This is a genomic window from Halomonas sp. LMYGS-3, assembly GCF_059509875.1.
On sequence record NZ_JCAKFQ010000026.1, the window covers coordinates 1 to 21,674 of the forward strand.

22 protein-coding genes are annotated in these 21,674 nt (G+C 65.2%); 15 read left to right on the forward strand and 7 right to left on the reverse strand.

Translation table 11 applies throughout. The features are described from left to right. Positions 1–375: 375 nt before the first annotated feature. Complete coding sequence (locus AC5W54_RS18360; protein ID WP_495963543.1) at positions 376–1,866, reverse strand: CoA-acylating methylmalonate-semialdehyde dehydrogenase; 1,491 nt, start codon at positions 1,864–1,866, stop codon at positions 376–378. Between the two features lie 124 nt (positions 1,867–1,990). After that, a complete protein-coding gene (gene aptA, locus AC5W54_RS18365; RefSeq protein ID WP_495963544.1) occupies positions 1,991–3,334 on the reverse strand; it encodes an omega-aminotransferase AptA in 1,344 nt (447 codons plus the stop codon). Between the two features lie 174 nt (positions 3,335–3,508). On the opposite strand from aptA, the gene AC5W54_RS18370 reads away from it, so the two are divergent. After that, positions 3,509–4,429 (forward strand): LysR family transcriptional regulator, encoded by a 921-nt coding sequence (locus tag AC5W54_RS18370; RefSeq protein ID WP_495963545.1) that lies wholly within the window; start codon positions 3,509–3,511, stop codon positions 4,427–4,429. Positions 4,430–4,481: 52 nt separating this feature from the next. Here the strand turns inward: AC5W54_RS18370 and AC5W54_RS18375 are convergent, their stop codons facing one another. From AC5W54_RS18375 to AC5W54_RS18385, 3 genes are all read right to left on the reverse strand, one after another. Then, entirely contained in the window at positions 4,482–6,995 is a 2,514-nt protein-coding gene (locus AC5W54_RS18375; protein ID WP_495963546.1) for a heavy metal translocating P-type ATPase, read from the reverse strand. Positions 6,996–7,068: 73 nt separating this feature from the next. Then, positions 7,069–7,812, reverse strand: coding sequence for a Spy/CpxP family protein refolding chaperone (locus AC5W54_RS18380; RefSeq protein WP_495963547.1), 744 nt, complete (start codon positions 7,810–7,812; stop codon positions 7,069–7,071). A gap of 124 nt (positions 7,813–7,936) precedes the next feature. After that, positions 7,937–8,221, reverse strand: coding sequence for a hypothetical protein (locus tag AC5W54_RS18385; RefSeq protein ID WP_495963548.1), 285 nt, complete (start codon positions 8,219–8,221; stop codon positions 7,937–7,939). A 377-nt stretch (positions 8,222–8,598) separates the two neighbouring features. Here AC5W54_RS18385 and AC5W54_RS18390 point away from each other — a divergent pair, with 377 nt between their 5' ends. The 14 genes from AC5W54_RS18390 (at position 8,599) to AC5W54_RS18455 (ending at position 19,916) form a co-directional block, all read left to right on the forward strand. Then, positions 8,599–8,943 carry a hypothetical protein gene (locus tag AC5W54_RS18390; protein WP_495963549.1) on the forward strand — a complete coding sequence of 115 codons (345 nt, stop codon included), beginning with the start codon at positions 8,599–8,601 and terminating at the stop codon, positions 8,941–8,943. Positions 8,944–9,015: 72 nt separating this feature from the next. Beyond that, positions 9,016–10,713, forward strand: a complete 1,698-nt coding sequence (locus AC5W54_RS18395; protein WP_495963550.1) for a multicopper oxidase family protein — start codon at positions 9,016–9,018, stop codon at positions 10,711–10,713. A gap of 84 nt (positions 10,714–10,797) precedes the next feature. Further along, positions 10,798–11,670, forward strand: coding sequence for a WD40/YVTN/BNR-like repeat-containing protein (locus AC5W54_RS18400; RefSeq protein WP_495963551.1), 873 nt, complete (start codon positions 10,798–10,800; stop codon positions 11,668–11,670). Positions 11,671–11,721: 51 nt separating this feature from the next. Further along, positions 11,722–12,543: a prolipoprotein diacylglyceryl transferase gene (gene lgt / locus AC5W54_RS18405; protein WP_495963552.1), complete on the forward strand. Its 822-nt coding sequence runs from the start codon at positions 11,722–11,724 to the stop codon at positions 12,541–12,543. Positions 12,544–12,646: 103 nt separating this feature from the next. After that, entirely contained in the window at positions 12,647–13,144 is a 498-nt protein-coding gene (locus AC5W54_RS18410; RefSeq protein WP_495963553.1) for a cupredoxin domain-containing protein, read from the forward strand. 4 nt (positions 13,145–13,148) lie between these two features. Beyond that, positions 13,149–13,814, forward strand: coding sequence for a response regulator transcription factor (locus tag AC5W54_RS18415; protein ID WP_495963554.1), 666 nt, complete (start codon positions 13,149–13,151; stop codon positions 13,812–13,814). Beyond that, positions 13,801–15,129, forward strand: coding sequence for a sensor histidine kinase (locus tag AC5W54_RS18420; RefSeq protein WP_495963555.1), 1,329 nt, complete (start codon positions 13,801–13,803; stop codon positions 15,127–15,129). The genes AC5W54_RS18415 and AC5W54_RS18420 overlap by 14 nt, the downstream gene beginning before the upstream one ends. A gap of 73 nt (positions 15,130–15,202) precedes the next feature. After that, the gene (locus tag AC5W54_RS18425) at positions 15,203–17,104 is read left to right on the forward strand and encodes a copper resistance system multicopper oxidase (RefSeq protein WP_495963556.1); all 1,902 of its coding nucleotides are present in this window, start codon (positions 15,203–15,205) and stop codon (positions 17,102–17,104) included. 9 nt (positions 17,105–17,113) lie between these two features. Then, positions 17,114–17,884, forward strand: coding sequence for a copper resistance protein B (locus AC5W54_RS18430; RefSeq protein WP_495963557.1), 771 nt, complete (start codon positions 17,114–17,116; stop codon positions 17,882–17,884). A gap of 184 nt (positions 17,885–18,068) precedes the next feature. Continuing rightward, positions 18,069–18,461 carry a hypothetical protein gene (locus tag AC5W54_RS18435; RefSeq protein ID WP_495963558.1) on the forward strand — a complete coding sequence of 131 codons (393 nt, stop codon included), beginning with the start codon at positions 18,069–18,071 and terminating at the stop codon, positions 18,459–18,461. A gap of 88 nt (positions 18,462–18,549) precedes the next feature. After that, the gene (locus AC5W54_RS18440; RefSeq protein ID WP_495963559.1) at positions 18,550–18,786 is read left to right on the forward strand and encodes a DUF2933 domain-containing protein; all 237 of its coding nucleotides are present in this window, start codon (positions 18,550–18,552) and stop codon (positions 18,784–18,786) included. Beyond that, positions 18,783–19,040, forward strand: coding sequence for a hypothetical protein (locus AC5W54_RS18445; protein ID WP_495963560.1), 258 nt, complete (start codon positions 18,783–18,785; stop codon positions 19,038–19,040). The genes AC5W54_RS18440 and AC5W54_RS18445 overlap by 4 nt, the downstream gene beginning before the upstream one ends. A 2-nt stretch (positions 19,041–19,042) precedes the next feature. Beyond that, complete coding sequence (locus AC5W54_RS18450) at positions 19,043–19,411, forward strand: cation transporter (protein WP_495963561.1); 369 nt, start codon at positions 19,043–19,045, stop codon at positions 19,409–19,411. A 52-nt stretch (positions 19,412–19,463) separates the two neighbouring features. After that, entirely contained in the window at positions 19,464–19,916 is a 453-nt protein-coding gene (locus AC5W54_RS18455; protein ID WP_495963562.1) for a hypothetical protein, read from the forward strand. Between the two features lie 7 nt (positions 19,917–19,923). On the opposite strand, the gene AC5W54_RS18460 is transcribed toward AC5W54_RS18455, so the two are convergent. Together AC5W54_RS18460 and AC5W54_RS18465 are read right to left on the reverse strand one after the other, a co-directional pair. Continuing rightward, entirely contained in the window at positions 19,924–20,985 is a 1,062-nt protein-coding gene (locus AC5W54_RS18460; protein WP_495963563.1) for an AI-2E family transporter, read from the reverse strand. Positions 20,986–21,034: 49 nt separating this feature from the next. Next, positions 21,035–21,625 carry an ABC transporter permease gene (locus AC5W54_RS18465; protein WP_495963564.1) on the reverse strand — a complete coding sequence of 197 codons (591 nt, stop codon included), beginning with the start codon at positions 21,623–21,625 and terminating at the stop codon, positions 21,035–21,037. Positions 21,626–21,674 lie beyond the last annotated feature (49 nt).

The following is a 21,674-nucleotide window of genomic DNA, read 5'->3' on the forward strand; positions in this document are numbered from 1 at the left end:
GCGGGCGATGGGTTTGCGGTTTGTGTGTGGTTTCGCGACTTGCACAATACCGTATTCCATCGTCCGTTTTCTTGTAAATCAACCGATTATGCGTCGGTCAGCGCCTTAAGTAAGTGCCATTCGGGTCAGACCCCGGCGGCGGTGAATCCGCTCGCAAGGCGCACCATGACGGGCTTCGCGACTCGGTTGGGGTCTGACCCCATAGGGGCAGCCTCGGCGCCTTCTTCGGCGAACAAGCGATCAACGTCGAGCAAAATGTGGGGATTCGTCAGGGGCGGAAAGCCCCCGCCGGCTGAACGAAAGCAGCCGGATCAGGGGACGATCCGGCTGCGGGCATGCGCCAATACGCTGTCTCACCCCCCTCATGCCGGGGCGTCATGAGGGGAAGGAGAACTGCGCGCCCTCACGGACCCCGGCGGACGGCCAGCGCTGGGTGACGGTCTTGCGCTTGGTGTAGAAGCGCACGGCGTCCGGGCCGTAGGCGGCCAGGTCGCCGAACAGCGAACGCTTCCAGCCGCCGAAGCTGTGGTAGGAGACCGGCACCGGCAGCGGCACGTTGATGCCGACCATGCCGACCTGGATGTGGTCGCTGAAGTAGCGGGCCGCCTCGCCGTCGCGGGTGTAGATGCAGGTACCGTTGCCGTACTCGTGAGCGTCGATCAGCTGCATGGCCTCCTGCATGGAGCCGGCGCGCACCACCAGCAGCACCGGCCCGAAGATCTCCTCGCGGTAGCAGGTCATCTCGGGGGTCACGCGGTCGATCAGGGTGCCACCGACGTAGAAGCCGTTTTCAAAGCCCGGCACCTGGACGCCGCGGCCGTCGGCGACGATCTCGGCGCCCTGGGCCTCGGCGCTGTCGATGTAGCCGCAGACCTTCTCCTTATGGGCCTGGGTGATCACCGGGCCGAAGTCGTTCTCGGCGTCATGGAAGGGGCCGACCTTGAGGCTCTGCATCTGCTCCTGCATCTTGGCGATCAGGGCGTCGGCGGCCGCGTCGCCCACGGCTACGGCCACGGACAGCGCCATGCAGCGTTCGCCCGACGAGCCGAAGGCGGCCCCGGTCAGCGAGGTGACCACGTTGTCCATGTCGGCGTCGGGCATGACGATGGCGTGGTTCTTGGCGCCGCCCAGGGCCTGGCAGCGCTTGCCGTTGGCGCTGGCGCGGCTGTAGATGGTTTCGGCGATCGGCGTGGAGCCGACGAAACTGACCGCCTGCACGCGGGAGTCGTCGAGCAGGGTATCGACGGCTTCCTTGTCGCCGTTGACCACGTTGAGCACGCCGGCGGGCAGGCCCGCCTCCAGCGCCAGCTCGGCGATGAAGAGCGTCGAGGTCGGGTCACGCTCGGAGGGCTTGAGCACGAAGGTGTTGCCGCAGGCGATGGCCATCGGGTACATCCACAGCGGGACCATGGCCGGGAAGTTGAAGGGCGTGATGCCGGCGACCACGCCCAGCGGCTGGAACTCGCTCCAGGAGTCGATGCCCGGGCCGACGTTCTTGCTGTGCTCGCCCTTGAGCAGCTCCGGCACGCCGCAGGCGTATTCCACGTTCTCGATGCCGCGCTGCAGTTCGCCCTTGGCATCGTGGACGATCTTGCCGTGTTCCTGGCCGATCAGCCGGCAGATCTCGTCGGCATGCTCTTCCAGCAACTGCTTGAAGCGGAACATGACCCGGGCGCGCTTGGCGGGCGGCGTGTCGCGCCAGGCCGGAAAGGCAGCCTGGGCGGCGGCGATGGCGTCCTCGACGGTGGCCTTCGACGCCAGGCTGACCTGGCCGCCGACCTCGCCGGTGGAGGGGTTGAAGATGTCCTGGGTGCGCCCTTCTCCGGCAACGCGTGAGCCGTTGATCAGATGGCCGAGGGTGGTCATATGCTTCCTCTCTGAGGGAGTGTTATAGGTTGAGTTCTTCAGTCCAATAAGGTGGTCGGCATTGGCGGAGTGCTCGGGGCTGATCCGTCGACGGGGCCCTCGTCTTCCACCACGATTGTTCCGTTCATTCCAGCTCACCGAGCGCGTCGCCCAATGCATTGACGAGCCGGTCGATCTCTTCGCGCTCGACGATGAAGGGCAGGCCGAGCTGGATGGTGTCGCCGCCGTAGCGCACGTAGACGCCCTTCTCCCAGCACTTCATGGCGATCTCGAAGGGGCGCCGGGCCGGCTCATTGGGGTAGGGCTCGATCTGCAGGGCGCCAGCCAGACCGTAGTTGCGGATGTCGCTGATATAGCGAGTCCCCTTGAGGCCATGCAGGGCCTCCTCGAAGACCGGGCTCATCTCCCGCACGCGGTCGATCAGGCGATCGTTCTCGAGCACCTCCAGGGTGGCCAGCGCCGCGGCACAGGCCGCCGGGTGGCCGGAGTAGGTGTAACCGTGGGGCAGCTCGAGCAGGTAGTCGGGCCCGCCCTGCTCCATGAAGGTGTGATAGATCTCGCCCTGGACGATCACCGCCCCCATGGGCACCGCGCCGTTGGTCAGCTGCTTGGCGACGTTCATGATGTCCGGCACCACGCCGAACTCCTCGGCGCCGGTCATGGACCCCATGCGGCCGAAGCCGGTGATCACCTCGTCGAAGATCAGCAGGATGTCGTGCGCATCGCAGATCTCGCGCAGGCGCTTGAGGTAACCCACGGGGGGCGGGATCACCCCGGCGGAACCGGCCAGGGGCTCGACGATCACGGCGGCGATGTTGGAGGCGTCGTGCAGGGCGATCAGCTCCAGCAACTCCTCGGCCCGCTCGGCGCCACGCGCGGGCATGCCCCTGGTGAAGGCGTTTTCCGGGAGCAGGGTATGGGGCAGGTGGTCGGCATCGACGCCCTGGCCGAACAGGACCCGGTTGGCACCGATGCCGCCCAGGCTGATGCCGCCGAAGTTGACGCCGTGATAGCCCTTGGCGCGGCCGATCAGCTTGGTCTTGGTCGGCTGGCCCTTCTTGCGCCAGTAGGCGCGGGCGATCTTCAGCGCGGTATCGGCGCTCTCGGAGCCGGAGCCGGTGAAGAACACGTAGTCGAGGCCCGCCGGGGTCAGCCCGCGGAGCCGGTGGGCCAGCTCGAAGGCCTTGGGGTGGCCGAACTGGAAGGCCGGGGCATAGTCCAGCGCGGCAAGCTGGCGGCTCACCGCCTCGGTGATTTCCGGGCGGCCATGGCCGGCGCCGCAGGTCCACAGGCCGGAGAGGCCGTCGAAGACCCGGCGGCCCTGGGCATCGGTGAGGTAGCTGCCCTCGGCACCGACGATGATGCGCGGGTCGCGCTTGAACTGGCGGTTGCCGGTGTAGGGCATCCAGTAAGCATCCAGCTGCTCGGGGCTCAGCCCCGCGGTCTGGGAGAAATCTCGCTCGGACATGGCAGCACCCTCTGTTGATATCGCCGCTGTCGGTGGCTCTGTAGAGGTAGACTAGATCCGGCTGTCAATAAGTTAAATCCAGATGTATTTAATTTCATGCAAGTCATTACTTAACTTTCTGTCTTGGCGGCGATACCCTCGGAGGCGACCGTCATCGAGAGGAGGGGCGTGTCGATGTCACGCCGCAAGGAGGCCTTGACGGGCCAACTGAGCGACGCCGATCTGCGTCTGCTGAGGATCTACCGGAAGGTGGTCGAGTGCGGTGGTTTTTCTGCCGCCGAGGTGGAGCTGAACATCAGCCGGGCCGCCATCAGCATGGCGATGAACGACCTGGAGACGCGGCTCGGCCTGCGCCTGTGCCAGCGAGGCCGCAGTGGCTTTTCGCTGACCGAGGAGGGGGCCGAGGTCTACGAGGCCACGCTGCAGCTGCTGGCGGCCGTGGAGGGGTTTCGTACCCGGGTCAACGGCCTGCATGCCTGGCTCAAGGGCGAGCTCAATATCGGCATCACCGACAACCTGGTGACCATACCCGAGATGCATATCACCAACGCCCTCAGTGCACTCAAGGAGCGTGGCCCGGATGTGCGCATCAACATCCGCATGATACCGCCCAGCGATATCGAGCTGGCCGTGCTCGATGGTCGCCTGCATACCGGCGTGATTCCGGCGCTCAAGACTCTGCCCGGGCTGCATTACCTCTCGCTGTACGAGGAGACCTCGCAGCTGTACTGCGCTTCCGAGCATCCGCTGTTCGATACCGAGAAGGTCACGGAAGGGCGACTGGCGAACTGTGACGCCGTGATACCCGCTTATGCCCAGACGCCGGAGATCAAGGCGCTCCATGAGCCCCTCAGGGCGGCCGCCTCGGCCACCGACCGGGAAGGCATTGCCTTCCTGATCCTGTCCGGTCGCTACATCGGTTACCTGCCCACCCACTACGCCGAGCAATGGGTGCGCGACGGCCGGATGCGCGCCCTGAACCCTAGCAGGTGGCACTACCTCACCCATTACAGCGCCATCACCCGCAAGGGAGCCCCGCCCAACCTGGTGCTGGAAAGCTATCTGGAGGAACTGGATCGCCTGGTGAAGGAGTGACAGTGGCCGACCGATACATGCCCCGCCCGGCAGTGCGGTGAAGGATCGCGAGTCATGAGTCGTTTCCTCTCGACTGCTCCCGGGCATAGCGCCGCTTGAGCAGCAGCGAATTGCCGATCACCGACAGCGAGCTGGTGGTCATGGCGATGACACCGATCATCGGGTGCAGCAGCCCGATGGCGGCGATGGGAATGGCCGCCACGTTGTAGCCGCTGGCCCAGAGCAGGTTCTGCACGATCTTGCCGAAGGTGGCGCGGGAGAGGTGCATGGCGTCGACCACCCCGGTCAGCTCGCCGCGCACCAGGGTCACGTCGGCGGCCTCGATGGCCACGTCGGCGCCGGCGCCGATGGCGATGCCGACATTGGCTTGCTTGAGGGCCGCGGCATCGTTGATGCCGTCGCCGACCATGGCCACGTGATTGCCGTGCTTGGCCTGGAGGGCGCGGATGGCGTCGACCTTGCCTTCCGGCAGTACGCCGGCCTGGACCTCGTCGATGCCCACCTCGTCGGCCACCGCCCGCGCGGCACGCTCGTTGTCGCCGGTGATCATCACCACGTGCAGGCCGAGCTCATGCATGCCGCGAATGGCCTCCACCGACTCCTCCTTGAGGGTGTCGGCCACGGCCACCAGGCCGAGCGCCTGACCGTCGGCGGCGAGGATCACCACGGTTCGCCCCTTGTGCTCGAGGTCGCCCATGGCCTCGCTCAGTGCATCGAGGCCGGTCACGCCCTCTTCCTCCAGCAGGCGACGGTTGCCGATCAGCACCTTCTCCTCGCCCACCTTGCCGGAGACGCCGCGCGCCCCGGTGGAGCGGAACTCGCTGACCTCGCCGGGCGGGACATCGCGCTCCCGGGCACCGTCGACGATGGCCCGGGCGATGGGGTGCTCCGAGGCGTTCTCGACGCTCGCCGCCAGGTGGAGCAGGCGGGTCTCGTCGACGCCTTCGGCGGCGACGACGTCGGTCAGCCTGGGCTCGCCGCGGGTGATGGTACCGGTCTTGTCGAGCACCATGACCTTGACGTCCTTGAAGGTCTGGATCGCTTCGCCGGAGCGGATCAGGATGCCGCGCTCGGCGCCGATGCCCGAGCCGACCATCAGCGCCGTGGGGGTGGCCAGGCCCAGGGCGCAGGGGCAGGCGATGACCAGCACGGCGATGGCGGCCAGTATCGCCAGTACCGGCGTGGCCGCCGTGGGGTTCACCCAGGGCAGGAAGGTGGCGCCCCAGTCGAGGATCGGGCGCAGGGCGTCCGGGAATAGCGTCCAGACGATCAGGCTGAGCAGGGAGATGGCCAGCACCGCCGGCACGAAGCGCCCGGTCATGCGGTCGGCGAACTCCTGGATCGGCACCCGCGAGCCCTGGGCCTGGTCGATCAGGCGCACCACCTGGGCGAGGAAGGTGTCGCCACCGACTCGGGTGGCCTTGACCCGCAGCCGGCCCTCCTTGTTGATGGTGGCGCCGATCACGCCGTCGCCGGGGCCCTTGTAGACCGGTATCGACTCGCCGGTGGCGATGGATTCGTCGAGGTGGCTCTCCCCCTCGACCACCTCGCCGTCGGTGGGCACCTTGTCGCCGGGGCGCACCACCATGATGTCGCCGGGGGCGAGTTCCTTCACCGGGACCTCGATCTCTTCGCCGTCACGCTCCACCCGGGCCGTCTTGGCACCCAGCGTCAGCAGGCGGCGGATCGCCTGGGAGGCACGCCCCTTGGCCAACGCCTCCAGGTAACGGCCCAGCAGGTGGAAGGTCATGATGGTTGCCGCCATCTCGATGAACGAGGTCATCGGGGTGACGAAGCCGATCAGGCCGATCAGGTAGGGCGGCAGGCTGCCCATGGAGATCAGCACGTCCATGTTGAAGGTACCGTTCTTCAGCGAGCGCCAGCTCGAGCGGTGCGTGGCCGCACCGCCCTGGAGAAACACCACCGGCAAGGCCAGCAGCGCGATGATCGCCAGGTACCCCGGGATCGGCTGCCAGAACATGTGCGGCATCATGAGGATCATGATCAGGGTGGTGGGTACCGCGGCGATGATCAGCCGCTTGCGGGCCTGGGAGAGGTAGGCCTCCTCGATCTTGGTGTCGGCGTCGCTATCCTCTTCCTCGGCTTCGGCATGTACCGCGGCCACGTCGTAGCCGGCACCCTCCACGGCGTCTTTGAGGGCTTCGCCAGCGGGGCCGCCACTGGCAACGGTGACGGAGACGCGGTGGTTGGCGATATTGGTGTCGATCGCCTCGATGCCGTCGAGCCGCTCGAGGGTGGTGCGGATGATACCGGCACAGTGGTCGCTGCCCATGCCGGGTACCGTCAGGCGGATCTGCCGCTTGCCCGTGGCGCCGCCACTGACGGCGGCCACGTCATAGCCGGCGCCTTCCACCGCGCGGCGCAGGGCCTCGGCGTCGGGGCCGTCCTCGCCGGTGGCCACCCGGACATGGTGGTTGGCGATATTGGTCTCGATCTCGCCCACGCCGTCCAGCCGCTGGAGCGTGGTGCGCACGATGCCGGCGCAGTGGTCGCTGCCCATGCCGGGCACGGTCAGGGTTATCGTTTTCGACGTCATGTCGGCCATCACTATCCTCCTGATGGAAAGGCCGAACGGGCGATCATCGCGTGATCGCCCGGTTCAGGGGAGAGAACGGCGATCAGTGATGGGTGTCGTGGTCGTCCGGGTCGACGCCGCCGGGAGGCGCCTCCTGCAACTGCTGGCGTTGCTCCTCGGTCAAGAGGTCGTGCATGGCATTCCGCATGCGGACCATCTCGGCCATCATCTCGCCATGCAGTTCGGCCATCCGGCCGTGCAGCGCCTGTACCTGCTCGGGGTCGGGACGCTCGCCATGCATCTCGGCCATCAGGTCGTCGCGCAGGTTCATCAGTTGGCCCATGCGCTCGAACTGGGCGGGGCGATGTTCCTGCATCAACTCGCGCATCTCGCGGTACTGCTCGGTGTCGAGCATCTGCATCATGCCCATGCCTTGTCCGCCCATCATCGGACAGGGCATCATGCCGCCGCCCATCATTCCCCCCATCATGCCAGGGCCCATGCCGCCGCCCATCATTCCCCCCATCATGCCAGGGCCCATGCCGCCGCCCATCATGTCGGGGCCCATGCCCGGGCCATAGCCACCCTGGCCGCCCATCATGCCGGGGCCCATGCCCGGGCCATAGCCACCCTGGCCGCCCATCATGCCAGGGCCCATGCCCGGGCCATAACCGCCCTGGCCGCCCATCATGCCGGGGCCCATGTCGCCCTGGCCGCCCATCATGCCGGGGCCTCGCTCTCCCTGGTCGGAGCCCATCATGCCGCCCTGGGCCATGGCTAGGCCTGTACCGCCGATTCCCATCGCCAGGGCCAGGCCGAGAGCGAGTGCGTGCTTGCGAGTGTTCATGGTCTTTCTCCTTGAGTGGGCCCGCGTCATCGGCGCAAGGGTCCATCGGGTGATCGTCGTCTGCTGCTGTGGTGAATCGCTGCATGGCACGCGCCGGGCGTGCGGGTCGAGACGGCCGGCGAGCTCAGGATCTGAGGCGTCGCGTGAGCAGGTAGACGGGAACCGGAGAAGGATCGGGGAGGGCCCGCGGCAGGCCACTGACGGTGGCGACATGGGGAGCCGTGACGGGCGAGGCCACCGACGAGGCGAGGACCTCGAGATCGAGATCCTGGCGCTCGACGCGCAGCAGAGCATTACCGATAGCCTGACTGCCGTGGCCGTGGTGACAGTGCCGACCCGGATCGTCTTCCAGGGTCGCGATGCCGGCGGCATGCGGCGCCATGGTGTCGATCGCGGTGGCATGGGCCATGGTCGGGGAGGTCGCCAGCAACATCATTGCCAGGCCCAGCAGGACGGCCAGCCAGCCTCGCCCCCATCTGCAGAAGGGGGGAGGTCGACGCCGGGATTCTGCAGATAGCGGGCCCATTGGTGGCACTCCCTTGGTTGGATCGTGCTCCCTCAGCGTAGTCGAATCCGGTACGGCACTACTTGACGTGTATCAATCCGCGCGTCTGTCACCCGCCGTGTACTGGGCCCAGGTGACTGGTTTTCCGGTTTTTTTGCACAAATATGAAAACAGGCTCCGGAACTTGGCGGCACCGGGACTGTCACAGGTTGCGCCTCGGGAAGGGCCGTGAAAGACTAGGCCTGAACCGTTTCGACTCGATCCCTCACCGGTTGGGCTCCATGCGCCATCGCTCCCTCTCCTGGTTGCTCTGTCTGCTGTTCGGCATCGCGCTGGCGTTGCCGCAGGCGGTCATGGGTGTCTGGGCCCATGAGGGCGGGGAGTGCCTGGCGGAGCATGTCCTGCTCCTGGACTCCCCGGATCACGGCCACCAGGCTGAGCATGTCGACGGCCCGAACGAGTCCTCCCTGGCGACCATGACCTGTGGGACGCCCTGTCCCGTCTGCAACGGGACCCTGCAGGACCTCGCCTCCGGCCCGGCGCCGTCCCACGAACCGCGCTGGGCGGTGGCCGAGTCCCTTCCCCTCCGCGTGCCCGATCGCCTCGAGCGGCCTCCTCGCGTTTGAACACCCGTCCCTGACGCTGCCGCTCGTCGCGTGCGAGCGGTGATGGCTGTTCGAACAACGAGGAAGATCCCTATGCAACGCCGTGATTTCCTGCGCTATTCCGCCCTGGGTGGGGTCGCGCTCTCGGCTTCCGGGCTGCTGGCCTATGCCATCGCCGGCCGGCATGCCGACCATGCCCCCTTGACCCTGCTGGGTGCCACGACCCTGCCCGAGGGTCAGCCCCTGCAGCCACTGCCCCGAATCACCAATCTCGCCGACCAGCCGGGACTGTTCCGCAGCGTGCTCACCCCGGCGCCGCACGCGGTCGCTCTCGGCGATAGTCATCAAGCTCGCCTGTGGCTCTACAACCGCAGGGTGGCGCCGCTGATCGAGGTCACCGAAGGCGACGAGTTCGATGTCACCCTGGTCAACGAGCTGACGCAGGAGACCACCGTGCACTGGCATGGCGTGGCCGTGGCCAACGCGCACGATGGTGGGCCCAGCGATGCCGTGGCGCCGGGCGAGTCGCGTCGCTATCGGCACACTTTCGCCGACGGCAGCGCGGCCCTGCACTGGTTCCATCCGCATCCTCACGGCGTGCTGGCGCGCCAGATCGCCCATGGCCTGGCCGGGGCGCTGCTGGTTCGCCCGCGGCAGGAGGTCGTGCCGGCCGAGGTGGAGGAGCACCTGCTGGTGGTCAACGACCTGCGCCTGAGCGGTGCCGGCGAGGTGACGCCCCATACCGACGAGGACTGGATGAACGGCCGCGAGGGCGAGCTGCTGCTGGTCAACGGCCAGCGACGGCCGCGCCTGGACGTGGCACCGGGCACCACCCTGAGGCTGCGCCTGGTCAATGCCTGTGCCGGCCGCTACCTGCGCCTGCGCCTGGAGGAGCACGGGCTCACCCTGATCGGTACCGACGGGGGGCTGCTCGAGCAGCCCCGGCCACTGGAGGAGCTGCTGCTGACCCCGGGCGAGCGTGCCGATCTGCTGGTGCGTATCAGCGAGCAGGGGGCCGAGCGCTTCGTACTGGCCAGCCACCCTTACGAGCGGGGCTGGATGGGCGCTCGGCCTGCCCATCTGGACGCGGTGGCCCCGCTGCTGACGATCCATACCCGTGAGGCCGAAGTGGTTCCCGCCGTGGCCCTGCCGGCGCGGCTGGCGCGCATCGACCCCCTCGGCGAGCCCGCCGTACGCCGCACGATCGACCTGACGGAAGTGATGCCCGGCATGGAGCATGACGCCGGCGAGGCCGATGCCGGCGGCACGATGGACCACGGCGACCACGGTGGCACTGCCAGTGGTGGCGGCACGATGGACCACGGTGGCCACGGCGGCGCTGCCAGTGATGGCGGCACAATGGACCACGGCGGCGGCGATGCCGGCGGCGCGATGGATCATGGCGGCCACGGCGGAGGCGGGGAGGGCATGGCGGCCGACAACGGTCGCCCGCCGGTGGACTTCCTGATCAATGGCCGCAGCTTCGCCATGGGCGAGGTGATGTTCGAGGGCAAGGTCGGCGACGTGGAAGAGTGGGAAGTATTCAACGACTCCCACATGGATCATCCCTTCCATGTCCACGGCACCCACTTCCAGGTCGTCGCCAGTCGCGAGGCCGATGGCGAATGGCGGGAGACGCCCTGGCTGGCGTGGAAGGACACCGTCAATCTGCGCCCGGAGCAACGCCTGCGCTTGCGGCTGGTGTTCCACGAGCCCGGCGACTGGCTGTTCCACTGCCATATCATCGAGCACGAGGAACTGGGCATGATGGCGGCGATCCGCATGCGCTGATCGTCGATTACCACGTTGTCAACGGGCACCCTGTGCACCATGGCCAGGGTGCCCGGCACAATCACCGGAACGAGAGTCTCGATAATGCTTCCCTACCGTATGCTTCCCTACCGCTGGGCACCGCTGCTGCTGCTGGTGCTGTTCCTTTCCGCCTGCTCCAGCGAGCCGGAGGGCGTCAGCCTGGAGCAGCTGCGCCAGCAGACCCATATTCACGGCCTGGCCTTCGACCCCGCCGAAAGCGAACGTATCCTGCTGGCCACCCACCATGGCTTCCATGTCGTCGGTGGCGATGGCCTGGCCCGTCAGGTCTCGAACGAAACCCACGATTTCATGGGCTTCACGCCACACCCCCAGGACGCCGAGACGCTCTTCGCCAGCGGCCACCCGGCGCGCGGCGGCAATCTCGGCGTGCTGGTCTCCGGCGATGGTGGCCGGAACTGGGAACAACGCTCGCCGGGTGTCGACGGACCGGTCGACTTCCACCAGCTGACCATCAGCGAGGCCGACCCGGAGGTGCTCTACGGCGCCTATGCGGGGCGTCTGCAGGTCAGTAGCGACGGCGGCCATAGCTGGCGGGTGCAGGCACCCGTGCCGGAGGGGCTGATCGACCTGGCGGCCTCGAGCCGCGACCCCGACCACCTGTATGCCGCGACCCAGACGGGGCTGTTCATGAGCGCGGATGGCGGCGAACGCTGGCGCCAGCTGTATCCCGAACGCCGCCCCGTCAGCCTGGTCGTGGTCAGCGGTGATGCGCTCTACGCCTTCGTGCTCGGTGTCGGGCTGATCCGGGCCGAGGAGGGCACCCGTCAGTGGGAGGAGGTGAGCCGCGACTGGGGCGAGCGCTACCTGATCCACCTGGCGGTGGATCCCGGTGATCCTGCCCGTCTCGTGGCGGCGGATGACCAGGGGCGGTTGCTGCACAGCACCAACGGTGGGCAGGACTGGGCGCCACTGTGAGCCGGCCCCGAACTCCGCGCAACCCACGATTCACACTGAAAGGGACATCACATGATCCAGTATCCTCAGATCGACCCTGTGGCCATCGGCATCGGACCGCTGCAGGTCCACTGGTATGGCCTGATGTATGTCGTCGGCTTCGTCGCCGCCTGGTGGCTGGGCCGGCGTCGCGCCCACCGGCTGGGGCTGAGTCACGATGACATCGGCGACCTGCTCTTCTATGGCGCCCTGGGGGTCGTGCTCGGTGGGCGCCTGGGCTACGTCCTCTTCTATGGCATGGAGCAGTTCCTGGCCAATCCGCTGTGGCTGTTCAGCATCTGGGAAGGAGGGATGAGCTTCCACGGGGGGCTGGCCGGCGTGCTGATCGCAGCGCTGCTGTTCGCCCGCAGGCACCGGCTCGGCTTCTTCCAGCTGACCGATTTCATCGCGCCGCTGGTGCCGATCGGCCTCGGCGCCGGGCGCATCGGCAACTTCATCAACCATGAACTGCCGGGGCGCGTCAGCGAACTGCCCTGGGCCATGCCGTTTCCGCACATGGGGCCGGAGCCGCGCCACCCCTCGGCGCTCTACGAATTCGCCCTGGAGGGCGTGGTACTGTTCGCCGTACTGTGGTGGCTTTCCAGCCAGCCGCGCCGCCGCGGGCTGATCTCGGGGCTCTTCCTGCTGCTCTACGGCGTCTTCCGCTTCGCGGTGGAGTTCGTGCGCCTGCCCGATGCCCATATCGGCTTCCTCGCCTTCGGCTGGGTGACCATGGGCATGCTGCTGACGCTGCCGATGCTCGCCGCGGGTGCGGCACTGATCGCCTGGTCGCGCCGCCGGCCGGTGGACGAGGCGACACGGCCGGAGCCGGCCGGGTGTACCACGTTTCGATGAACCTCCTGTCACGGCAAGCAGGCGTATCGAGATACTTTTCAGCCCCGTTTCAGGGTCGTGGCTTATAACGGAGGCTCCACTGACGACTACAAGAGGGATTCACATGCGTAAGATACTGTTGGCGATGGCCGTTGGCGTGTTCTCTACCGCCGCCCTGGGCGCGGGGGAACATGAAGGTGGGTACCAAGGAGACCAAGGCGATGTTCGAGTCGACCGCACCATCAGCTTCGAGGCCGGTGATATGTGGTTCACCCCCGGCAATCTGGACATCAAGCCGGGCGAGACGGTGAAATTCGAGATCACCAACACCGGTAACCTCGAGCACGAGTTCGTGATCGGTGATGCCCAGGCCCAGCAAGAGCACCGCGAGATGATGCAGGCGATGGGGGCGGGCGGCCACGGCGGCCACGGTGGCCACGGTGGCCATGACATGGCGGAAGGCGCGCACGGCGGCCAGATGCCTTCGGTGACCATCGCCCCGGGCGAAACCGCCACCCTGGTGTGGACCGCCTCCCAGGACGTCACCGCCCTGGAATTCGCCTGCAATCTTCCCGGCCACTACGAATCCGGTATGGTGGGAGACATCCACATCCGGGGTTGAGCGCATGAAGCTGTTGCTTCTCGAAGACGATGATCTGCTGGCCGAAAGCCTGGCGGAAACCTTGGGAGACGACGGCTATAGCGTCGATTCGGCCACGAGCATTCGCGTGGCCGAATCGTTGATGGCGACCGAGGAGTATGCCCTGGCCATCCTCGACCTCGGCCTGCCCGACGGCTCGGGACTCGACCTGCTGCAACGCTGGCGCGAGCAGGGGCATCGCTTGCCGATCCTGGTCCTCACGGCCCGCGACACCTGGGAGGACAAGGTCATCGGCCTGCGCCGCGGTGCCGACGATTATCTGACCAAGCCCTTTCACGAGGCCGAATTGCTGGCCAGACTGCATGCCCTGCTCAGGCGGCGGTCGGGTGGCCTGACGCAGATATTGACCGTCAACGGGCTCCAGCTCGATGAGCATACGCAGCGGGTCAGCACGGATGGCGCCACCTGGCAGGCCCTGACGGCCACCGAGTTTCGACTGCTCCGCTATCTGATGCACCATCCCGATCGCGTGCACTCCAAGTCGCAGCTTCTCGACCAGCTCTATGCGCTGGAACAGGACGCCGCGGCGCCTAATCTGGTGGAGGTCTATATCGGTCGATTGCGCCGTCGGCTCGGCAAGGAGATCATTCAGACACGCCGCGGCCAGGGGTACCTGCTTGCGTCACGTTGATCGGCGTAGCCTGCGCTTTCGTCTGCTCACCTGGCTGGGCGGCATGGCCTTGATCGTGGTCGGCGTCACCTGGCTGTTGCACGGTATCCTGCTGCACGATCTCGCCCGCGACTTCCTCGGTGAACGTCTGCGCCTGGAGGCCGAGCACTCGCTGCAGCAGTTTCGCCAGGAGCAGGGCTCGCTCCCCGCCTGGCTCGAGTCGGCTGGCGGAGGATACGAGGTCTTTCATCACCTTTATGCGCTGCGGCTGGATGGCGTGATCACCACTTCCCACCCTCGCTGGCTGGCGCCACTGGAACCCCACCTGACAGGAGAGGACGACACCCTCGTCGATATCCATTGGCAGGGTCGGCAACTGCTGGCCTATCGCAAGGTGTTTTCCTTCGATGGTCACTCCGGCGTTCTGCTCATCGGGGAAGACTTCGCTCAGGTGGAAGAGGGGCTGACCACGCTGCACTGGTGGGTGGGGGGGATCGCCGGCGTGCTGCTGATGCTGCTGGTCGTCCTCAATCTGATCGCCGTCAATCGGGGATTGCGACCGTTGTCCCGGCTTCAGCAACAACTCGATGAGCTGCAGTCGGGAGACCGGGAGCGACTTCGCCTCGCTACCCCCTCCGAGCTCGATAACCTGGTGGCGCAGCTCAACCGCTTCATGGACGATCATGACAAGCGGTTGCAACGTTCGCGTGAATCCGTCGCCAACCTGTCGCATGCACTGACGACACCGCTGGCCGCCGTCACCCAGGTGCTGAGAGGCTCCCGTCCCATCGATGAGGGGCGTCGCGCGAAAATGCTGCTCCGCCTGGAAGACATGCATGCCCAGCTCGAGTCCGAGCTGCGTCGCTCTCGTATCGCGGGGCCCTATGCTGGCCAGCGGACCGTCATCCGGCGCGAGGCCGAGCAGTTGATCGACATGTTCAGTGCCCTGTATTCCGACAAGCGCTTTCACCTCGAGGCAATACCGGCCATGGAGGCCAGCGTGAGCGTCGAGCGCCAGGATTTCACCGAAATGCTGGGCATCGTGCTCGACAATGCCGGCAAGTGGGCCGATCGCGAGGTGGTCTGCCGCCTGGAACTGGCGGAATCGTTGACGCTCACCGTCGAGGATGATGGCCCCGGGGTTTCCGCGGAAGACATTGCCCTGCTGGGCAGGCGCGGCCTTCGCCTCGATGAAGGCAGGCCCGGCCATGGGCTGGGACTCTCCATCCTGCGACAACTGGTCGAGCAGTACGGGGGCCAGCTGCAGTTCGAGGCCGGTAGGCGAGGAGGCCTGCGGGTGGTGATCACCCTTACCCATGGGGATCCGTATCCCTGACAGTACCATTCAGCCTTGTTTCAGCTTGCCGGGCCACTATCGACTCCTGTTTCATCCCTGACAGGAGATATGCATGGCAAGCTCCAAAGCTGCTACTTTTCCCCTCTCGCGTCGTCAACTCCTGATGGGCGGTGCCGCCCTGGGACTGAGTACGGCCGCCCTGGGCCTGCGACCGGCCTGGGCCAATCCCTGGGGCCAGGCCAACACCTACCCCAAGGGGGTGGAGACCGGGCCCGAGGTCTCGCTGGCCATCCGCCGGGAGTCATTGCCCATCGACGGCAAGGCCGCCCGCCCGATCAGCATCAACGGCACCAGCCCCGGCCCCTTGATTCGCTTGCAGGAAGGCCAGGACGCGATATTACGTGTCACCAATCTGCTCGATGAGCCCACCTCCGTGCATTGGCATGGCTTGATCCTGCCCGCGGGCGAAGACGGTGCGCCGGGGATCAGCTTTGCCGGCATTGCCCCAGGCGAGACCTTCACCTACCGTTTTCCGGTTCGCCAGCACGGCACCTACTGGTATCACAGCCACTCGGGGGTGCAAGAGCAGCTCGGCCATGCCGGGCCGATCATCATCGATGCCGCCGAGCGCGAACCCTTCCGCTACGACCGCGAGCATGTGCTGTTGCTCACCGACTGGACCTTCGAGGATCCGGCGCGGGTAATGCGCAATCTGAAGACCGCCGAAGGCTACTACAACCTCCAGGAACGCACCATTGCCGACTTCCTGGCCGACGTACGCGAGAACGGCTTCAGGGAAACCGCACGGACACGTGCCATGTGGGCCCAGATGCGCATGAGTTCGCGGGATATCGCCGACGTCACCGGCAGCACCTATACCTACCTGCTCAATGGACATGCCCCGGGAGAGAACTGGACGGCGTTGTTCCAGCCCGGCGAGCGGATTCGCCTGCGCGTGATCAACGGTTCGGCGATGAGCTACTTCGACGTGCGCATTCCCGGCCTCAAGATGACCGTGGTGGCCGCCGACGGACAGCCGGTACAGCCCGTACCCGTCGATGAGTTCCGCATCGGAGTCGCCGAGACCTATGACGTGCTCGTCACGCCCGAAGCCGATACTGCCTATACCCTGTTCGCCGAGGCCATGGATCGCAGCGGCTACGCCAGCGGCACCCTGGCGCCACGCGAGGGCATGACGGCGGCCATCCCGGAGCGTAGACGGATTGCCGACCGCGGCATGGAGGCGATGGGCGCGCATGGTGGCATGGATCATTCCAGCATGGGCGGCATGGACCACTCCGGCATGGCGGACATGGATCACTCCAGCATGGCGGACATGGATCACTCCAGCATGGCGGACATGGATCACTCCAGCATGGCGGACATGGACCACTCCAGCATGGCGGACATGGACCACTCCACTATGCCGGGCATGGACCACTCCACTATGGCGGGCATGGATCACTCCAGCATGCCGGGCATGGACCACGGCGAAGCCCCGTCTTCTGGCGAAGGGGAGGGTGCCATGCTTCCCGCCGGTGTCGCCCAGCCCGGCTCCCGATACGACCAGGCCGGCATCGGCATCGATCATGACGAGCGCCGCGTGCTGGTGTATCGCGACCTCAAGGCGTTCACGCCGTGGCCCGACCGCCGTGAGCCGGAACGGGAGATGGAGATTCACCTGACCGGCAACATGGAACGCTACATGTGGTCCTTCGACGGCAAGAAGTTCAGCGAGGTCACCGGTCCCATCCACTTCCGCAAGGACGAGCGCCTGCGCCTGATCCTGATCAACGACACCATGATGGAGCACCCCATCCACCTGCACGGCATGTGGATGGAACTGGAGAACGGTGCCGGTGAGCTGATTCCCCGCAAGCACACCATCAACGTCAAGCCGGGGGAGCGGGTCTCCGCCCTGATCACCGCCGATGCCGAGGGCAGCTGGGCGTTCCATTGCCATCTCCTCTATCACATGGATGCCGGCATGTTCCGGGTCGTCAAGGTCTCGTAAGGAGTTCGCATGAAAACCAGAACTGCAGTGCCCGTTACCTGCGCCGCCCTCGCCCTGCTGACGATGGCGGGGGCTTACGCCGAGGATGGCTACGACGCCCCGGCCGACTGGCCCTCGCCGATGGCGGAACATCACACCTGGGCGGCGGCCTTCGACCGCCTCGAGTATGTCGTTCCCGACAAGGGGGACGAAGCCCTGGTGTGGGATTTCGAGGCCTGGTACGGCGGCGACATCAACCGCGTGTACCTCAAGAGCGAAGGCGAGAACGTCCAGGGCGATGGCGAGAGTGCCGAGTTCGAAGCCCTCGACCTGCGTTACAGCCGCCTGATTTCGGATTTCTGGGAGCTCCAGGGCGGGATCGGCTACCAGGGTAACGTCGGCTCGAACGACCATCCCGAACGTTTCTACGGCGTGATCGGCCTGCAGGGGACGGCGCCCTACCGCATCGAGACCAGCCTCGACCTCAAGGTCAGCGAGGATGGCGATGCCTGGGCGCAGCTCGAAGCCGAACACGACGTGCGCCTGACCCAGCGCTGGTACCTGCAACCGCGTGCCGAGGTAGTCGCGGCAGGCAGCGACGTCCCTGAGTTCGGTGTCGGCGAGGGGCTCAACTCGGTCAATGCCAGCCTGCGGTTGCGTTACGAGATCACCCGCAACTTCGCCCCCTATGTCGGCGGCTACTGGGAAAAGCGCTATGGCGATACCGCCGATCTGGCACGTGCCCGGGGAAACCCTACGGAAGATACGGCTGTCGTCGCCGGTGTCAGGCTGATGTTCTGAGGAGGCCGGCGTGAGAAGCCGCGCGCTTCTGCCCCCGGACCTTGCCGTGACCTGGGTTTGGCCAGAACGCACCGGCGCTTGATCTGCATCAACATGGTCGGCGTCGTCCATTGCCATACTGGATTAGTCGGCACGTCGTTGTTGCGTATTGCCGGCCCCCATTGGCATGGAAGGGCACATCTTGATGAGCCTGTACGGACTGCGCAGATTGCTGTTCACCCGATTGCCGGGAATCCTGCTGCTCTGGCTGCTGGCCGGGTCGGTGGGAGCGGCCTACGCCTGCTCGTCCCAGGTGGAAGTGGGCGAGCCGGTGAGCCAGGCGATGCTTGCCGCGGCCGATGCGTCGCCGTCCCTGCCTCCGGAGAACTGCGATGATCACTCTCCCGGCATCACGGCCAGCCTTGGCAAGGTGCCTGCAGATGACCTGCGCACCCTGACTGCCGCCGCGGGCCTTCCCCACGGCTGGCTCTCCTTGTCACTCTTGCCTGTCGCGGTGGGGGGCGGGCCGGTGCTGTCCGGCCTCTTACCGCACTCACCTACTCCCGTTTATCTCACCACGGCTCGGCTGCGTATCTGAGGGCATCCTTCCTCGACGATGCCAAGACACGAGCCGTCCATCGAGTTCGGCCCTTGAGATGGCCGCACTCCACCATGCGAGGTGAACCATGAAACACGACAAACACTCTGCCGATTCCGGCGGCCAGCAGCCCATACGCTTCTGGTTGCCGCTGGGACTCTTTCTCGCCTTCGTGGTGTACCTGTTCTGGGCCGAGCACAGGGTTCACTTCATACAGTTTCTGCCGTTTCTCATCCTGCTGGCCTGTCCGCTGATGCATCTGTTCATGCATGGCGGTCATGGCAGCCATGGGGGGCACGGCAAAGGCGGAGGAGATGAGACATGAATGCCGGGGAAGGCGCCTATGGGCTGTGGACTCTGGTCGTGGTCTATGTGCTTCTCACCCGCCGAGAAGACACCGAAGCCCTGGAAGGATTCGGCGAGGTATATCGAGCCGATATGGAAAGAACCCCAGGTTTTATTCCTCGACTTGTTTTCGCCTATTCTCCCCACTCTCGAAGGGGGGATGACTGGTTGTCAGTTGCACTTTTTGAGTCTGTCAAGATTTTGCACAGCATGGTAGTCGATAAGGAGGGGTGATCATGAGCAATAAAGACCATCGTCTCGGTGTATCCGAGATCAACCTGGTGACCCGGCACCTGAAGCTGGAGCCCAATGATGAGATAACGATACGAGCGGCAGTCGCCGACATCGACGAGCTTTATGGGCTGGATAGCGTGTCTTTTGACGAGAGGAAATGGAGGCTTGATCTGGCCTATGATGCATCGAGAATCTGTCTTGATTGCGTAGAAGATATTTTGAAGAAGCATGCTGTCGAGATCAATCATGGCTGGTGGACGCGTTTCAAGGAAGAGCATTACCGGTTTGTTGATCAGAACGTGAAGGATAACGCCGGGCATGAGCCCTGGAGCTGTCATCAGACTCCGCCAGGTGGTAAGGGAAAACGATAGGAAGGTCGATAGGAGGGGGCGAACCAACCAGACAGTTAATGGAGGCTGAAACATGAGCTATTTAAAGAAATCGTTCGTGCTGGTCGCTCTTCTGGCATCATGGGCTGCCGGTCCGCTGTTTGGCGAGGATGCCGGCTATTTCCAATCGGCGGATGGCATGAACATCTATATCGGCATCTTGCCGGCGGAGATGGTCAAGGACTACCGCATTGTTCACCAGGCGCGCGAGGGCGTGACGACCCGTGAACAGCACCTGGTCGTCACCGTGGTGGATCAGGAGAGTGGCCAGCGGATCGAGGATGCCAAGGTGGCCGCACGTCTGCTGCATGAGGGACATGCGGGCTCCTTCAGGCCACTCGAGCCGATGGACATCGCCGACACGATCACCTATGGCAATTTTTTCAGCTTCCCGGCAGAAGGCGGATACAGCATTCAGCTGCGTATCGAGCGAACCGGCGATCCCACCACCGAGGTCGAGTTCCGCCACCGCCATGTGGTGGAGTGAACCGATATCACCGTTCCCTGCTGATGCTCTCTGGCGTAGGCCCTGGAGTCAGAAGACGTGTTATCCAGAAGGCCTCATGGAAATGGTTGCAGACTGTAGCGAAGGCGATCGTCAAGGGAACGCCCATGAAGGCGCCGGGAATGCCCCATACCATGCCCCAGAAGAAGATGGAAAAGACGACGGCAAAAGGAGAGACGGCCAGGGCCCGCCCTTCGAGCCTGGGGTCGAGCAGGTTACCGATCGAGAACTGGATCAGTGTCATGCCGAGGAGAATCAAAACCGGAGTCTGCCATGTCTCGAACTGGACAATGGCGAAAAGAACCGGAGGAAAGACCGCCAGGATGGAGCCCACGAAGGGAATGTAGTTCAACGCGAAGGCCAGTATGCCCCAGGCAATGGCGAGATCGAGCCCGATCAGCAGTGAAAATAACCATGTCAACAAGCCAGTCAGTACGCTTACGGCGGTCCTGACGAGCATGTAGCGGCGAAACTTCCATCCGAGGACATGGAATGCCCTCAACAGCCGATCGGCTGCGTCCGCCCCAAGCGCATGCGGAAGGCGATGCTGAAAGGCATTGGCTTCCAACAGGCCCATGATCAGAAAGATCAGGGTCAGCGCCAGGAAACCCATGATGGCATTGATACGTAGTACGGCCTCATGAGCAAGGTGAAAGAGTTCATTGAGGCTGAACTGATCCCCTGGGGTGGGCCAAAGGACAACCCCCCTCCCTTCGAGCCATAGGCCGATGGTGCGGTAAGTCTCCTGCGCTCGTGTGCCATACTGCGATAGGCCGTCTGCAACGGTACGGATGCCATAGCCGATCAGCAGGAACACGGTTGCCATGGCAATCAACACGAGCAGCACCGCAACGATGAGTGCCAACCCGCGCAGCGCTCGCCTGCCCTTCAGCGCGCGGTGCTGGTACACCGGCCACACCAGCGCCATCAGGAACAGCGAGAAGGCCATGGGGGCGACGAGAACCCGTAGCCAGTTCAGCGCTGCGACGATGAGGATGATCGCGATCACCCAGAGTGGATTCAGTATCGGTGACCCATGGTGATCGGACATGATGGTTACCTTGATGTTGAACTGCCCGCCTGAAGCCGGGCGAAACCCGTTACATTAAGCGTCGAAAGATCAACCACGCCGCCAGGTACAGGGGGATGCCGATCGCCACCAGGGCGAGGGCATGGGGCCACAGGATCTCCATGCCGGCACCCTTGAGGAAGATGCCCAGGGTGATCTCCAGGTAATGACGCAAGGGGCTGGCCAGCGACAGTTGCTGGAGCAGGTTCGGCATGCTTTCCACCGGGACCATGGTGCCGGACAGGAACATCAGCGGGAACAGGCCGAAGAAGGCGAGCAGCAGGGCCTGCTGCAGGGTGCGGGAGACGGCCGCCACCAGCAGGCCGATCCCCAGGGTACAGAGCACGTACAGCAGCGATATCGCCAACAGGAAAGCGACGCTGCCCCGGAACGGCACCCCGAACCAGAGAAAACCGACGGCGATCACCATCGCCATCTGCACGAAGGCGATGATCGCGTAAGGAATCAGCTTGCCGGCCAGAAACTCGACGGAGGAGAGCGGCGAGGCATAGATCTGCGCAATGGTGCCGGTTTCCTTTTCCCTCACCAGGGCGAGCGCGGTGAGCAGGGTCGGGAAAGCCATCAGGATCACAGCATAGAGGCCGGGCACCACGGTGTGCACGCTGCTCCTCCGCCTGGAGCCTCTCCACGATGGGGAACGGCCAGGTTCA